The 15,350-nt window shown below is 61.8% G+C and carries 13 protein-coding genes; 9 read left to right on the forward strand and 4 right to left on the reverse strand.

Annotated features, from left to right (window positions below; all coding sequences use genetic code 11):
• Nucleotides 1-88 precede the first annotated feature (88 nt).
• The 4 genes from clpP to NKJ18_RS16770 all read left to right on the forward strand — a co-directional run bounded on the left by clpP (nucleotide 89) and on the right by NKJ18_RS16770 (nucleotide 5,442).
• Nucleotides 89-718 (forward strand): ATP-dependent Clp endopeptidase proteolytic subunit ClpP, encoded by a 630-nt coding sequence (gene clpP / locus NKJ18_RS16755; RefSeq protein ID WP_023682306.1) that lies wholly within the window; start codon nucleotides 89-91, stop codon nucleotides 716-718.
• A 295-nt stretch (nucleotides 719-1,013) separates the two neighbouring features.
• Complete coding sequence (gene clpX, locus NKJ18_RS16760) at nucleotides 1,014-2,288, forward strand: ATP-dependent Clp protease ATP-binding subunit ClpX (protein ID WP_023682305.1); 1,275 nt, start codon at nucleotides 1,014-1,016, stop codon at nucleotides 2,286-2,288.
• A 273-nt stretch (nucleotides 2,289-2,561) separates the two neighbouring features.
• Complete coding sequence (lon, locus tag NKJ18_RS16765) at nucleotides 2,562-4,973, forward strand: endopeptidase La (protein ID WP_023682304.1); 2,412 nt, start codon at nucleotides 2,562-2,564, stop codon at nucleotides 4,971-4,973.
• A 196-nt stretch (nucleotides 4,974-5,169) separates the two neighbouring features.
• The gene (locus tag NKJ18_RS16770) at nucleotides 5,170-5,442 is read left to right on the forward strand and encodes an HU family DNA-binding protein (protein WP_023669423.1); all 273 of its coding nucleotides are present in this window, start codon (nucleotides 5,170-5,172) and stop codon (nucleotides 5,440-5,442) included.
• Nucleotides 5,443-5,532: 90 nt separating this feature from the next.
• Here the strand turns inward: NKJ18_RS16770 and NKJ18_RS16775 are convergent, their stop codons facing one another.
• On the reverse strand, nucleotides 5,533-6,555 hold the full coding sequence (locus NKJ18_RS16775) for an aldo/keto reductase (RefSeq protein ID WP_023669424.1): 1,023 nt from the start codon (nucleotides 6,553-6,555) through the stop codon (nucleotides 5,533-5,535).
• 184 nt (nucleotides 6,556-6,739) lie between these two features.
• On the opposite strand from NKJ18_RS16775, the gene NKJ18_RS16780 reads away from it, so the two are divergent.
• Both NKJ18_RS16780 and NKJ18_RS16785 read left to right on the forward strand, forming a co-directional pair.
• Nucleotides 6,740-7,306, forward strand: a complete 567-nt coding sequence (locus NKJ18_RS16780; protein WP_023689464.1) for an SIS domain-containing protein — start codon at nucleotides 6,740-6,742, stop codon at nucleotides 7,304-7,306.
• Nucleotides 7,307-7,309: 3 nt separating this feature from the next.
• A complete protein-coding gene (locus NKJ18_RS16785) occupies nucleotides 7,310-8,053 on the forward strand; it encodes a creatininase family protein (protein ID WP_023689463.1) in 744 nt (247 codons plus the stop codon).
• A 233-nt stretch (nucleotides 8,054-8,286) separates the two neighbouring features.
• Here NKJ18_RS16785 and NKJ18_RS16790 read toward each other — a convergent pair whose 3' ends face one another.
• The 3 genes from NKJ18_RS16790 to NKJ18_RS16800 all read right to left on the reverse strand — a co-directional run bounded on the left by NKJ18_RS16790 (nucleotide 8,287) and on the right by NKJ18_RS16800 (nucleotide 12,092).
• Nucleotides 8,287-9,204 carry a carbohydrate ABC transporter permease gene (locus NKJ18_RS16790; RefSeq protein WP_023669427.1) on the reverse strand — a complete coding sequence of 306 codons (918 nt, stop codon included), beginning with the start codon at nucleotides 9,202-9,204 and terminating at the stop codon, nucleotides 8,287-8,289.
• 9 nt (nucleotides 9,205-9,213) lie between these two features.
• Entirely contained in the window at nucleotides 9,214-10,329 is a 1,116-nt protein-coding gene (locus NKJ18_RS16795; protein WP_023689462.1) for a carbohydrate ABC transporter permease, read from the reverse strand.
• 98 nt (nucleotides 10,330-10,427) lie between these two features.
• Entirely contained in the window at nucleotides 10,428-12,092 is a 1,665-nt protein-coding gene (locus NKJ18_RS16800; RefSeq protein WP_023669429.1) for an ABC transporter substrate-binding protein, read from the reverse strand.
• Nucleotides 12,093-12,364: 272 nt separating this feature from the next.
• On the opposite strand from NKJ18_RS16800, the gene NKJ18_RS16805 reads away from it, so the two are divergent.
• From NKJ18_RS16805 to rbsK, 3 genes are read left to right on the forward strand one after another with little or no spacing between them, the layout of a single operon-like run.
• Nucleotides 12,365-13,420 (forward strand): ABC transporter ATP-binding protein, encoded by a 1,056-nt coding sequence (locus tag NKJ18_RS16805; protein ID WP_023697414.1) that lies wholly within the window; start codon nucleotides 12,365-12,367, stop codon nucleotides 13,418-13,420.
• A gap of 42 nt (nucleotides 13,421-13,462) precedes the next feature.
• Complete coding sequence (locus tag NKJ18_RS16810; protein WP_023669431.1) at nucleotides 13,463-13,915, forward strand: RbsD/FucU family protein; 453 nt, start codon at nucleotides 13,463-13,465, stop codon at nucleotides 13,913-13,915.
• Nucleotides 13,916-13,919: 4 nt separating this feature from the next.
• Nucleotides 13,920-14,849, forward strand: coding sequence for a ribokinase (gene rbsK / locus NKJ18_RS16815; protein ID WP_023700517.1), 930 nt, complete (start codon nucleotides 13,920-13,922; stop codon nucleotides 14,847-14,849).
• Nucleotides 14,850-15,350: the final 501 nt, after the last annotated feature.

Raw genomic sequence — 15,350 nt, forward strand, 5'->3', positions numbered from 1 at the left:
CCGGCATCCTATTTACATTCTAACCGTCAAGAACCGATTCTGCCCGATGTTCCGGCGCCGGAATCCCCATCTCCAAAAAGGGTAGCCCATGAAGAACCCCGTCGAAACCTACATGAACCTCGTTCCGATGGTGGTCGAGCAGACCAATCGCGGCGAGCGGGCCTACGACATTTTCTCGCGCCTGCTGAAAGAGCGCATCATTTTCATCACCGGCCCGGTCGAAGACGGTATGGCGACGCTGGTTTGTGCACAGCTTTTGTTCCTCGAGGCCGAGAACCCGAAGAAAGAGATCAATCTCTACATCAACTCGCCGGGCGGCGTGGTGACCTCGGGCATGGCGATCTACGACACCATGCAGTTCATCAAGCCGGCGGTGTCGACGCTGTGCATCGGCCAGGCGGCGTCGATGGGCTCGCTGCTTCTGACCGCCGGCCACAAGGACATGCGTTTTGCCACGCCGAACGCCCGTATCATGGTTCACCAGCCTTCCGGCGGTTTCCAGGGCCAGGCCTCCGACATCGAGCGGCACGCGCAGGACATCATCAAGCTGAAGCGCCGCCTCAACGAGGTCTACGTCAAACACACCGGTAAGAGCTACGAAGACATTGAAAAGACGCTTGACCGCGACCATTTCATGACAGCCGACGAAGCCAAGGATTTCGGCCTCATCGACAAGGTCATTTCGTCGCGCGAGCCGGTCGAAGGCGCTGCGGCATAAGCGCTGCATGGCAGTTGCGTGGCTGGATAACGCGCTTTTGCTGGGATTTGCGGCATTTCGGCCACAATTGGCTGTTCCCTCGGTGGATGGGATTGCCTACGTTAAGGCTATGTTGATTTTCGACGGCTTAGCTTTGTGCAGGGTTGGCGCGAATCATTGCGACGTTTTCTGATTTGTGTTTCGTACGGAATGCGTTGCGGGAGCCGGGACACTGGCGGCGGCGAATTCCCGCGATAGATAGAATATGCGCCCTTTCAGCCAGACCATCGGCGGGCGGCCATGAAAGGACAGGAAAATGAGCAAAGTCGGCAACAACAGCGGTGATTCGAAGAACACGCTTTATTGCTCGTTTTGCGGCAAAAGCCAGCACGAGGTGCGCAAGCTGATCGCCGGCCCAACGGTGTTCATCTGCGACGAGTGCGTAGAGCTGTGCATGGACATCATCCGCGAGGAGAACAAGACCTCGATGGTGAAGTCGCGCGAGGGCGTGCCGACCCCGCAGGAGATCCTGAAGGTTCTTGACGACTATGTCATCGGCCAGCCCTACGCCAAGCGCGTGCTGTCGGTGGCGGTCCACAACCACTACAAGCGCCTCGCGCATGCCGGCAAGAACAACGACGTCGAATTGGCGAAGTCCAACATCCTGCTGATCGGCCCGACCGGCTGCGGCAAGACGCTGCTTGCCCAGACGCTGGCCCGCATCATCGACGTGCCCTTCACCATGGCCGACGCGACGACGCTGACCGAAGCCGGTTACGTCGGCGAGGACGTCGAAAACATCATCCTGAAGCTGCTGCAGTCGGCCGACTACAATGTCGAGCGCGCCCAGCGCGGCATCGTCTACATCGATGAAATCGACAAGATCTCGCGCAAGTCCGACAACCCATCGATCACCCGCGACGTGTCGGGCGAGGGCGTGCAGCAGGCGCTTCTGAAGATCATGGAAGGCACCGTTGCCTCCGTGCCGCCGCAGGGCGGCCGCAAGCATCCGCAGCAGGAGTTCCTGCAGGTCGACACCGCCAACATCCTGTTCATCTGCGGCGGCGCCTTCGCCGGGCTGGACAAGATCATCTCGGATCGCGGCAGGAAGACTTCCATCGGCTTCGGCGCCATCGTCGCTTCGCCCGAGGATCGCCGCACCGGTGACGTGTTCCGCCTGGTCGAGCCCGAGGATCTCTTGAAGTTCGGCCTCATCCCCGAGTTTGTCGGCCGTCTGCCGGTCCTGGCGACGCTGGAAGACCTCGACGAGCCGGCTCTGATCCAGATCCTGACCGAGCCGAAAAACGCGCTGGTCAAGCAGTATCAGCGGCTGTTCGAGATGGAAAGTGTCGACCTGACCTTCCATGAGAATGCGCTGTCGGCGATCGCCAAGCGCGCCATCGAGCGCAAGACCGGCGCCCGTGGCCTCCGCTCGATCATGGAAGCGATCCTGCTCGACACCATGTTCGAACTGCCCGCCCTGGAAGGCGTGCGCGAAGTGGTGATTTCGGAAGAAGTGGTGACCGGCAGCGCCCGGCCGCTCTACATCTATTCCGAGCAGAAGGAAAAGAAGGGCAACGTCAGCGCCTGATCTGGCATCTGGCCTAACCTTTTTATGGAACGGCGCCCGCGGGGCGCCGTTTTGCTGTGGTGAGGTACCGATCCTTGTGACGGAGTGGATGAACGAACGTGTCGACCCTTGATCTTTGCCCCTCGTGCATCCAACTAACATCGGAAGGCCGTGGTGCCGAATTCTGTGCTGTAAAACTCCCGTCACAAACGGTGGTAGGCGGAACGATCCTCGGTCGTTAATATGAGATTCGCGGTTGGCTCGATTAGCGGCCGCGACATGAAAGGTTGGACAATGGCCAAAATATCCAAGGCTCCCAGCGACGGCGTCTTCGCAGTCCTCCCACTGCGCGACATCGTGGTGTTCCCGCACATGATCGTTCCGCTCTTTGTCGGGCGTGAAAAGTCGATCAAGGCGCTGGAAGAGGTTATGGGTCAGGAAAAGCAGATCCTGCTTGCCACCCAGATGAATGCCGCCGATGACGATCCCGAGCCCGATGCGATCTTCGACATCGGCACGCTCGCCAATGTGCTGCAATTGCTGAAGCTGCCCGACGGCACCGTCAAGGTGCTGGTCGAAGGCGCGTCGCGTGCCAAGATCGTCTCGTTCACCGACCGTCCGGACTTCCACGAAGCTACCGCCACGGCGCTGGTCGAGCCGGAGGAGGAAGAGGTCGAGGTCGAGGCGCTCGCCCGTTCGGTCGTCACCGACTTCGAAAACTACGTCAAGCTGAACAAGAAGATCTCGCCTGAAGTGGTGGGCGCCGCCAGCCAGATCGACGACTATTCCAAGCTCGCCGATACGGTTGCTTCGCACCTCGCCATCAAGATCCCCGAGAAGCAGGAGATGCTGGCCACGCTGTCCGTCAAGGAACGGCTGGAAAAGGCGATGGGCTTCATGGAAGCCGAAATCTCCGTCCTGCAGGTGGAGAAGCGCATCCGCTCGCGCGTCAAGCGCCAGATGGAGAAGACGCAGCGCGAATATTACCTCAACGAGCAGATGAAGGCGATCCAGAAGGAGCTCGGCGAAGGCGAGGACGGCCGCGACGAGGCCGCCGAGATCGAGGCGCGCATCAAGAAGACCAAGCTCTCCAAGGAGGCCCGCGAAAAGGCGGAAGCCGAGTTGAAGAAGCTGCGGACGATGTCGCCGATGTCGGCGGAATCGACCGTCGTGCGCAACTACCTCGACTGGATCCTGTCGATCCCGTGGGGCAAGAACTCCAAGGTCAAGCAGGACCTGGCGTTTGCGCAGAACGTGCTCGACACCGATCATTTCGGCCTCGACAAGGTCAAGGACCGCATCGTCGAGTATCTCGCCGTGCAAAGCCGCCAGAAGAAGCTGAAGGGGCCGATCCTGTGCCTCGTCGGCCCTCCCGGCGTCGGCAAGACCTCGCTCGGCAAGTCGATCGCCAAGGCGACCGGCCGCGAGTTCATCCGCATGGCGCTTGGCGGCGTGCGTGACGAGGCCGAGATCCGTGGCCACCGCCGCACCTATATCGGCTCGATGCCCGGCAAGGTCATCCAGTCGATGAAGAAGGCCAAGAAGTCCAACCCGCTCTTCCTGCTCGACGAGATCGACAAGATGGGCCAGGACTTCCGTGGCGATCCGTCATCGGCTTTGCTCGAGGTGCTCGATCCCGAGCAGAACTCGACGTTCATGGACCATTACCTCGAGGTCGAATACGACCTATCGAGCGTGATGTTCGTGACGACGGCGAACACACTGAACATCCCTGCGCCCCTGATGGACCGCATGGAGATCATCCGTATCGCCGGCTACACCGAGGACGAGAAGATCGAGATCGCCAAGCGTCACCTGATGCCCAAGGTGATCCGCGATCATGCCCTGCAGCCGAAGGAATTCTCCGTCGGCGAGGACGCGATCCGCGGCATCATCCAGACCTACACCCGTGAAGCGGGCGTCAGAAGCCTGGAGCGCGAGCTGATGAAGCTCGGGCGCAAGGCGGTGACCGAGATCCTGAAGACGAAGAAGAAGACGGTGAGCATCACGGCGGCGAACCTCGCCGATTACCTCGGTGTTCCGCGCTTCCGCTTCGGCCAGGTCGAGGCTGACGATCAGGTCGGTGTCGTCACCGGTCTTGCCTGGACGGAAGTCGGCGGCGAGCTGCTGACGGTCGAAGGCGTCATGATGCCCGGCAAGGGCCGCATGACGGTGACCGGCAATCTGCGCGACGTGATGAAGGAATCGATCTCGGCGGCGGCCTCTTATGTCCGCTCGCGGGCCATCGATTTCGGCATCGAGCCGCCGCTGTTCGACAAGCGTGACATCCACGTCCACTTGCCCGAAGGCGCCACGCCGAAGGACGGTCCGTCTGCAGGTGCTGCCATGGCGACGGCCATCGTATCTGTCATGACTGGTATTCCGGTCCGGGCCGATGTGGCGATGACTGGCGAGATAACGCTTCGCGGCCGCATCTTGCCGATCGGCGGCCTCAAGGAGAAACTGCTCGCCGCACTGCGCGGCGGCATCAAGAAGGTGCTGATCCCGGAAGACAACGCCAAGGATCTGGCGGAGATACCGGACAATGTGAAGAACGGTATGGAGATCATTCCGGTCTCACGTGTCGGCGAGGTTCTGAGGCACGCGCTGGTGCGCATGCCGGAGCCAATCGAGTGGGTCGAGCCAGTCAATCCGCCGGCTTCCACCGATACCGTTGACGATGCTGGAAAGTCGCTTGCACATTAGAAACTACTAAAGTTGCAGTGCACAAAGAGAGAGCCGGGCCTTGAGCCCGGCTTTTTCATGTGAAAAACCCACCATTTCCGGGCTTTTTTCAACTTTTTTCCGGCTTTTTGACTTGGGTTTGCGAGCGCTTCTTTCTAAAGTCCCTCTCCTGCCGGATGAGTCGAAAGTTCCGGTTTTCTCATGGAAGGGAATTTTTATGAACAAGAACGAACTGGTTTCCGCTGTCGCTGAATCCGCGAGCATTTCGAAGGGTGACGCACAGTCGGCGGTTGAGGCGGTGTTCTCCGTCATCACTGGCGAACTGAAGAAGGGCGGCGATGTACGGCTCGTCGGCTTCGGAAATTTCACCGTCTCCAAGCGTGCGGCATCGACTGGCCGCAACCCGCAGACTGGCGCGGAAGTGAAGATTCCGGCGCGTACCGTGCCGAAGTTCTCGGCCGGCAAAGGCCTCAAGGACGCGGTCAACTAAAAATTTTTCAGAGAATGTTGAAAAGCCGGGTTCGCCCGGCTTTTCTTTTGCCTCGATGGCGGCAGGCCGTCAGCCCGCTGAGGCGAGCCTTCAGCCCACCGGCGCATCCGCGCGCATCAGGCCTTCCTGCTTGAGGTCCGCCCACAGCGCCGCAGGCAGCTTGGCATCGAGCAGGGCGCGGTTGCTTTCGACTTCACTCGGCCGCTGGCCGCCGGGGATGACCGACACCACGGAAGGGTGCAGCAGCGGAAACTGCAGCGCCGCCTCGATCAGCCTGACGCCATGGCGCTGGCAGACGGCCTCGATGCGCCCGACGCGATCCATGATGTCCCTTGGCGCCTCGGAGTAATTGTAATAGGCGCCTGGCTTCGGCCCGGTCGCCAGGATGCCGGAATTGTAAGGACCGCCGAGAACGATGCCGATGCCGCGTTGCTCACAGAGCGGCAGGAAGGTGGCAAGCGCTTCCTGTTCCAGCAGCGTGTAGCGCCCGGCCAGCAGGAACAGGTCGAAGTCGCCACGCTCCGCCAGCGTCTGGCAAACCTCCCATTCGTTGATGCCGCCGCCGAAGGCCTTGATCACGCCCTGGTCGCGCAGCGCAACCAGTCCGTTGTAGCCCGAGGCCATGAATTCCTCGATGCGCTGGTCTGACGCCTCCTTGCTGCCATGGGTGAAGATGTCGAGGTCATGGACGAAAAGGATGTCGATGCGGTCGACGCCAAGCCGTTCCAGCGACGCCTCGAACGAGCGCATGACGCCGTCGTAGCTGTAGTCGTAGACCTCCTTGCGCGTCGGTGTGTCGAAGAACTTGCCGATGCCGGTTCGTTCCTCCGGCGGGCAGGCGCGCAACAGGCGACCGACCTTGCTCGACAGCACATAATCGTCGCGCTTCCTGCCGCGCAGGAAGGCATTGAGCCGTGTTTCGGCAAGGCCCAGGCCATAGAGCGGCGCGGTGTCGTAGTAACGGCAGCCGGTCGCCCACGCCGCCTCCAGCGTGGCGTTGGCATCCGCGTCGGGGACGGCGCGGTAAAGGTTGCCGAGCGGCGCGCTGCCGAAGCCAAGCTCGGTGAAGTCGAGGCCGCCATTGCCGATGCGGTCGAAATGCCGTGTCTTCATGTCGTGCTGATTTCCTGGATTGATTGTCTGACATGACACTATCACGCCGCTGGCTCAGCAAAAGCCGCCATGGCCGTTGGACAGGCATTTTCGCGGTGATAGCATGAACAAAAACAAGCCTTTTTCCGAAAGCGCGCAACCCGAAATCACCGGCCACAAACCCAGCCGGACAGATGGGACTCTCATGACGAATGCCGGCTCGGATATGTTTTCGACCGCCCTGCAAGAGCTGGGCGCCGTACTGGCGCGCGTCGACGAAGCCGGCATCGACACCGCCTGCGAAACCCTGGCCCGCGCGCAAAAGATCGTCGTCTATGGCTGCGGCCGCGAGGCGTTGCAGCTCAAGGGTTTCGCCATGCGCCTCTATCACCTTGGCCTTGAGGTGTCGGTGGTCGGCGACATGAACACGCCACCGCTTCGCCCAGCCGATGTCTTCCTGGTCAGTTCCGGCCCGGGCGAGACGACGACGGTGCTTACCTTGATGCAAGTCGCCCGCCAGGCCGGCGCCACCGTGCTTTTGCTCACCGCCGAGGCAGGCAGTAGTGCGGTCGCGCTTGCCGACTTCACCTTGCTGATCCCGGCGCAGACCATGGCGCGTGACCAGGGGCCACAAAAGACATCGCTGCTGCCGATGGGCTCGGTCTTCGAAGGGGCGCTGTTCCTGCTGTTCGAGGTGATGGTGCTGAAGCTCAAGGCGCTGACCGGCCAGTCGTCCGAGGCCATGCGCACCCGCCACACCAACATGGAATAGATCATGCGCTACGAACTGATGTTGCCGCACCAGATCCGCAAGGCGATCGCCGAGAACTGGCCGGTCGCTCTCCCGCTCGGCGTGCTCGAATATCACGGCGAGCACATGGCCGTCGGCATGGACACGCTGGCCGTCGTCAAGACGCTGGAGCTCTACGAGAAGGAGGCCGACATCGTCATCCTGCCGGCTTTCTACTACGGTGCGGCGAGCTATGTGGTGGCAGCACCTGAAGGCAACGGCTCGGTGCAGGTCGGCGGCAACCAGCTGGCGCCGTTCGCCGAAGAATTGTTCTACAGCCTGCTGCGCATCGGCTTTCGTAACATCAACGCCATCATCCACCACCAGACCGAGAACTTTGCCGCCGGCATGCCGACCGATCTCGCCTTCAAGGCCGCCGGCCGCCAGGCGATTTTCCGCTTCCTCGAGAAGCAGCGCGGCGAGGGCTGGTGGGGCTCAGACGAGATGGCCGATTATTATGCCGGGCACGCCGCCGGCGAGAATTTCTTCAACTGGGTGCAGGTGCACCCGCTAATGTCGGCTGCCATGAACGGGAAGTATCCGTTCGATCACGCCGGTGTTGGCGAGACATCATTGATGCTGGCACTGTGTCCGGAAGCGGTCGATGCCGGGCGTTTTGGCGAGAATACCGCGTGGTATACGGCCAGTGCGCCGGAGGCCTCGGCGGAGCTAGGGCAGAAGGGCGTCGCGATGATCATGGATCACCTGAGGGCGATATTGGGGCGCTAGCAGACAAAGTCGCTCTGTAGCGATCCTTCACACCCCCTCTGTCCTGCCGGACATCTCCCCCGCAAGGGGGGAGATCAGATGTCATTTCCGCTTTCGCCAATCACCTACGTCGCAAGAAAAGCGATGCAGCCAAAGCTGCCGATCTCCCTCCTTGCGGGGGAGATGGCCGGCAGGCCAGAGGGGGGGTGCTGTCCCGCCGAGGTCAACAGTAGAGGGGCACGCCGCCTCTCGCCCTACTTCACCGCGCCCGCCGTCATGCCCATGATCAGATACCGCTCAAGCGCAATCCCGATGACCGCCAGCGGTGCGATCGCGGCGGTGGCAAGCGCCGCCATCGACCACCAGTTGATGCCTTGCGAGCCGGTCTGGCTCGCCACCATGACCGGGATGGTCTTGGCGTCGGTCGAGGTCAGCAGCGCGGCGAAAAAATACTCGTTCCAGCACAGCACCATCGCCAGGATGAAAGCGGCGACCATGCCCGGCAGCGCAATCGGCATGACGATGCGGAAAAAAGCGCCCCAGATCGAGAGGCCGTCGACCAGCGCTGCCTCCTCGAGCTCGACCGGGATCGAGTTGAACTGGTCGCGCATGATCCAGATGACGATTGGCAGCACCATCAGCGTGTAGAGCAGGATCAGGCCGATGCGTGTGTCGAGCAGACCGACTTCCCGGTAGAGCACCAGGAAGGGCAGGGCCAGCACCACCGGCGGCAGGATCAGCTGCGACAGGAAGAAGAAGGAGATGTCCTCGTTCTTGAACCAGGCGAACTGATAGCGGTAGCGGGTCAGCCCATAGGCGGCGAGGCTGCCGATGACGATGGCGAGGCTCGACGCGCCGACCGAGGTGATGACCGAATTCATGAAGCGCTTGAAAAACTCCTCGCGCACCGTCGAGGTCTGGAAGATCGAATCCGGCGACAGGCCGAGCGAGCGCCAGCCCTTCCAGTCCGGCTGGAAGTCGACGAACGGGATGAGGTGTCCTTGCGTGACGTCGACCGCGGTCTTGAACGAGGTGGTGATGGTCCAGTAGATCGGGAACAGGCAGATGAAGGCCCAGAACGCCAGCGCGCCATAGATGAAGATGCGATTGGCCAGAAAACCCAGCGGTGAGCGGATTTCCGAGGCAGCATAGTCGGTGGTCTGGACGCTCATTGTGCCTCGTCAGTTCACGTTGCGCACGAAGCGATTGGCGAATTTCAACAGCCAGGTCACGAACACGACGATGATGACGAGATAGGCCATCGCCAGCATGGTGCCGTAGCCGACATTCGAGCGGTCGCGGTATTCGCGGTAGATGAAGCTCGACACCGAATCGGTGGCGCCGCCAGGCCCGCCGGAGGTCACGGTGATGATGATGTCGGCGAGCTTCAACTTGAAGATGATGCGCAGGATCACCGCCGTGACCGACACCGGCAGCATCAGCGGGAAGGTGACCTGCCAGAAAGTCTGCCAGGGCGTGGCGCCATCGACGCGCGCCGCTTCCAGCACGTCGCGCGACATCGCCTGCAGGCCGGCAAGCAGCATGATCATCATGAACGGGATGAAGGTCCAGGCGTCGAGCACCATGATCGAGATGCGGGCGGTGATCGGGTTGGAGAAGAAGGCGGGGTTCTCCCAGCCGAGATGGCGCGCCAGCGTCGCCGCCGGCCCGAAACGGTACTCCATCAGCGATTTGCCGATCATCCAGGATACCGCGACCGGCGACAGCATCAGCGGCATCAGGAAGACGACTCGGAAGAATTTGCGCGCCCGGATCTGCGCGTTGAGCAGCAGCGCCAGGCCGAAGGCAATCACATACTCAACCAGCACGGCGAGCACATAAAGCACCATGTTGAACAGCGCGTTGCGGTAGTAGGGATCGGCCAGCATCTGCCAGAAATTGTCGAGCCCGTTGAACTTGCGGCCGGAAAAGGACGACAGGTTCCAGTCGGTCAGCGCGATATAGAAGCCGAACAGCGTCGGGAAGATCACCATGGCGATGGTGAACAGCAGCGCCGGCAGCAGGAACAGCGCGCGCTGGCCGTCCTCGCCGCGCGTCAGCACCTGGCCGATGCCGAGCGCCACGCCCCACAGAACATAGGCGTAGACGATCGGACGCCAGGTCTCGAAGCCGAGCGTGGTGATCTCGTTCTTGTAGAGGATCTCAAACGCGATCACCGCCAGCAGGCCAAGCGTGGCGGCCGCCATCAGGGCAAAACCCGCCCGCTTGCGGGCCGGCGAGATCAGATCGGCTGGGCCGGCGTTGGCCGGCCATGCATTGGTGGTCTGGTCTGCCACGCGTCCCCGTCCGTTTAAAAAATCAAGCCTGCGACCGGCCCGAGCCGGTCAGGTCCGGCGGCTTGCACCGCCGGACCTGTTGTCACGATAGGATCAGCCTACACGCCGAGCGAGGCCTTGTAGAGCTTGATCTGGTTTTCGCGGCCGATCTGGTCGGTCAGCTTCTCCCAGGCCGCGGCAATGGCGTCGGCGCCTTCCTGCGCCTTCATCTTGCCGGCGAATGTGTTGGCCAGAATGTCCTCGGCAGCCGAATAATACTGGAAGATGCCGGGGATGCGCGGCTCGATCGCCGCGTTCGGATGGTTGTAGCTGTCGGCTTCCGACTTCAGATACGAGGTGATGAACGCCTCGTCGTAGCCTGCCGCCACCCATTCGGGAATGTCGAAATGCGAGTTGCGGTAGGGCTGGAAGCCGGACGGATACATCGCCGTCCAGATTGACAGGTCCTTGCCGCCGAGATGAGCGGCGGCCGACCATGCCGCTTTTTTCTTCTTTTCGTCAGTATCGACGCGGGCCATGACGTAGACGCCCCAGCCGAGATAGGCGCAGTTCGGCGCATAGTTCGGGCCGCTGGCGAGTTTGTCCCAAGCGCCGGTCTTGGCATTGTAGACGTCGTCGGACCCCGGCAGGATCGAGAAGCCGGTGACGTCGCCGATGACCGAGCTATCATTGGTCTTGACGTTGGAGCCGACGTCGCCCCACCAGGTGACCATCGAACCGGTGCCGGCCAGGAACTGCTGGAAGGCTGTCGTGTTCGGGTCGGCGTTGATCTGGTCGGCGGGCTCCGACGGCAGCGCGTCGATGACGTCCTGGATGGCGCGCACCCAGGCCGGATTGTTGATGCGCGGCTTCATCGTGTCGGCATCGAACAGCCAGGCCTTGTCGTCGGGATGCTTGGCATAGGCGGTGGCGCGGCTGCCGAGGAAGTAGAAGCCGAAACCGCCCCAGGCCTTGGGCGCATCGAGATAGCCGAAGACGTCCTGATCCTTGAACTTCTTGCCCTTGAGGAATTTTGTGACGGCCTGGACTTCCTGCCAGGTCTTCGGCACACCCCATTCGGTGGCCGCGCCGCCGTCCTTCCACGCCTTGGCGAGGTCGGCATCGGCAAAAACGTCGGTGCGGTAATTGAAGTTGTGCGCATCGCCATCGACGGTGATCCGGTACTGCTTGCCGTCCCAGGTGCCGACCGGCGGCTGCAGATAGGCCACGACATCCTTCATGTCGATCTGCTCTTTGACCCAGTCGGGCATCTCGGACGTCAGGCCCTTGCCGCAGACATCGCCTTCGAAGGGCGCGCCCATCTCGATGATGTCGAAGTCGACGGTGCCGGTGGCGATCGACTGCTGCAGGCGGGCATTGTAGTCGGCCTGCGCCAGGTCGATCCAGCTGATCTTGGCGCCGGTATAGGCCTCCCACGGCTTCAGGAAGCCGCGGAACAGCACATTGTGCAGGTTCTGGTTGTTGAGGCCCATGAAGGTGAGCTCGACGCCGGCGAATTCGCCTTCCTTGACGTTGGCCTTGGTGGCTTCCAGGCAGAGTTCGCCGACCTTCTGGAAATCGGCATCCGTCGGCTGACCCTTGCCGACGCCGGGGATCTGCAGAATTTTGGAGCGTAGCTCGCTGGCGGCTTCAGCCGGGCGGGTGAAAGCGCCGAGCCCAGCGCCCGATGCGGCGGCGATCGCGGCCATCGAGGCCGCGCCTTTGAGTATGTCACGCCGGGTGGCACCCGCGCGGACGAGTTTTTCGTACAGACCGACTCTCATCTATTCCTCCCAGAACAACAGTCGTGAATTAAATGCCAATCCCTCCGACGCCGAAACGTCGGCGGTTCTCCTTTATCATACGGGGACGTGGGACCCCACCCTGCGTCGCCTGGAGCTCCGATTTTCGGATAAAAATCCGACTGCCGGATTGGCAACAGCTAATATTTGCGTAATCGATTACCTTGTCAACACGAATGGCTTTTTATCGATAACATACCGACTTGCCCTTGCCGTTGGCAATGGCTAGCTTCACCGCGAGAAAAGGGGGGACGATGGCTCAAGTCGCGATCAGCAATGTGGCCAAGGCGTTCGGAACCGTCAAGGTCCTGCACGAGGTCAGCGTCGATATCGCCGATGGCCAGTTCGTGGTGTTGGTAGGCCCGTCGGGCTGCGGCAAGTCCACGCTGCTCAGGATGGTGGCCGGGCTGGAGACCGTCTCCGGCGGCACGATCGCCATTGGCGAGCGCATCGTCAACAATCTGCCGCCGGCCAAGCGCGACATCGCCATGGTGTTCCAGAACTACGCGCTCTATCCGCACAAGACGGTGGAGCAGAACATGGCGTTTGCGCTGAAGCTGCGCAAGACCGATCCGGCCGTGGTCGCCGAGCGGGTCAAGCGCGCCGCCGACATTCTCGACCTCAATCCGTACCTGAAACGTTATCCGCGCCAGCTCTCCGGTGGCCAGCGCCAGCGCGTCGCCATGGGCCGCGCCATCGTGCGCAATCCGCAGGTCTTCCTGTTCGACGAGCCGCTCTCCAATCTCGACGCCAAGCTGCGCGTGCAGATGCGCACCGAGATCAAGGAACTGCACCAGCGGCTGAAGACCACCACCATCTACGTCACCCACGACCAGATCGAGGCCATGACCATGGCCGACAAGATCGTCGTCATGCGCGATGGCCGTATCGAGCAGGTCGGCGCGCCATTGGAATTGTTCGACCGGCCGGCCAATCTGTTTGTCGCCGGCTTCATCGGCTCGCCGTCGATGAACCTGCTCAAAGGCGTGGTGCGCAAGGGCGACAAGGTCGAGATAGCAGGCACGCTGTTCCCGATTGCTGCCGGCAGCGCCGCCAAGGAGGGCCAGGCCGTGGTCTATGGCGTGCGGCCCGAGCATCTCGAAATCCATCCCGACGGCGTGCCGGCAAAGATCTCGGTGGTCGAACCCACGGGTTCCGAAACGCTGGTCTTCGTGCGCTTCGGCGACAGCGGCGAGATGGTGGCGCTGTTTCGCGAGCGCCACGACTTCAAGCCCGGCGACACGCTCAATCTCAAGCCGCGCCTCGACCAGGTCCATCTCTTCGACGCCGAGACCGGCAACCGGCTCTGATTTCCAATCGACTTTGACCAAACCTGTTTGACGAGGACTGCCATGCTCAAAGGGATCAACCCATTGCTCAATGCCGATGTGCTCCAGGCGCTCAGGGCAATGGGACACGGCGACGATCTGATCATCGCCGACACCAATTTCCCCGCCGATTCGGTGGCAAAGCAGACCGTGCTCGGCAAGCTGCTGCACATCGACGCCTCGGCGGCCGATGTGGTCAAGGCGGTGCTGTCGCTCTATCCGCTGGACACTTTCGTCGACGATGCGGCCGCGCGCATGGAGATCGTCGGCAAGCCGGACGAGATCCCGCCGGTGCAAAAAGAGGTGCAAAAGGAGATCGACAAGGCCGAGGGCAAGGCCTGGCCGATGATCTCGGTCGAGCGCTACGCCTTCTACGAGCGCGCCAAGAAAGCCTATTGCGTCATCCAGACCGGCGAGCGCCGCTTCTATGGCTGCTTCGCCTTTCGCAAGGGCGTCGTGCCGCCGGACGCCGAGTAGGGCCATGGCGTCGGGCAAACCTGTCGTCATTCTGGGCGTTTTCGTCGCCGACACCGCTTACCGGGCCAATCGACAGCCGCGCATGGGTGAAACCATTCTTGGTAATTCCTTCAAGCTGGGACCTGGCGGCAAGGGCTCGAACCAGGCGGTGGCGGCAGGCAAGCTCGGCGCCGACATCACTTTCCTGACCCGGCTTGGCGTCGATGCTTTCGCCGACATGGCCAAGGCGACCTGGGCAGAGGCGGGCGTGAAATCCGCCGTCATCGACACGCCGCAAAGCTATACCGGCGCGGCCTATATCTTCATCGAGGAGACGACCGGCAACAACGCCATCATCGTCAGCCCGGGTGCGGCGATGCTGATCTCGTCTGAAGACATCGAGGCCAATGCCGGCCTGATCCGTGGAGCCGGCGTCTTCGTCACCCAGCTCGAACAGCCGATCGACGCGGCACTGCGCGCACTCGAGATCGCGCGCGGGGCAGGGGTGACCACCATTCTCAATCCGGCGCCCGCGGCCAAGCTGCCGGACCGCATCTACACGCTGTGCGACTATGTGACCCCCAACGAAACCGAGGCCGAGGAACTGACCGGCATCAAGGTTTCTTCGATCGACGACGCTCGCCGCGCCGCCGACAGCCTGCTCAAAAAAGGCGTCGGCTCGGTCATCATCACGCTCGGCGAAAAAGGCGCGCTGCTGCACACGGCCGCTCGGTCCGACCATGTCCCGGTGGTCAATGCCGGCCCGGTGGTCGAAACCACCGGTGCGGGCGATGCCTTCAATGGCGGCCTGGCCGCCGCACTCGCCAAAGGCGTGGAGCCGCTGCAAGCCGTCCGCTTCGCCTGCGCCGTCGCCGGCATTTCGGTGACGCGGCCGGGTACGGCGCCATCCATGCCGACGCTGCATGAGGTCGAGGCGCTGCTGGCCAAGGGGTGACGTCGTTGCGGGAGAGATCGAATTCAGATCCGACCGGATCTGAATTGCCTCATGCAAGATCATGATTCTAGACGATTATGCCACATTTCTCCTGAGGAGAAATGGCGCGAGTGACGGGGCTCGAACCCGCGACCTCCGGCGTGACAGGCCGGCGAAAACGCCTGATTAATCAACGAATGGTTTCAATTCCTCACGCTCTCGAATTTGCGGGAAAAAGCGCGAAATTGAAACATGCTTATCAGAACTCCTCGTCGTAATCCGCGAGTCATTAACTTCCGATCCTCAGCTTATCGACGACGCGTCCGGGGGGTGCACGATCCTTCTGACGACGACGGGCACTGCGCGCGCGTATTTGTAGCAAGCCGCGACGCTGAAGCTACACAACCGCCGGGCATGTTACTGCCTCGGATCATTATTTTTCGCTAGCGTTTGATTAAGCCCCTTAGGGCCGGACGTCTGGGCGTTTTGTAATGCACGGCAATAGCCGGGCGGGCGCCGGTC

It is taken from the genome of Mesorhizobium sp. M0217 (assembly GCF_040321955.1).
Lineage (GTDB): Bacteria > Pseudomonadota > Alphaproteobacteria > Rhizobiales > Rhizobiaceae > Mesorhizobium.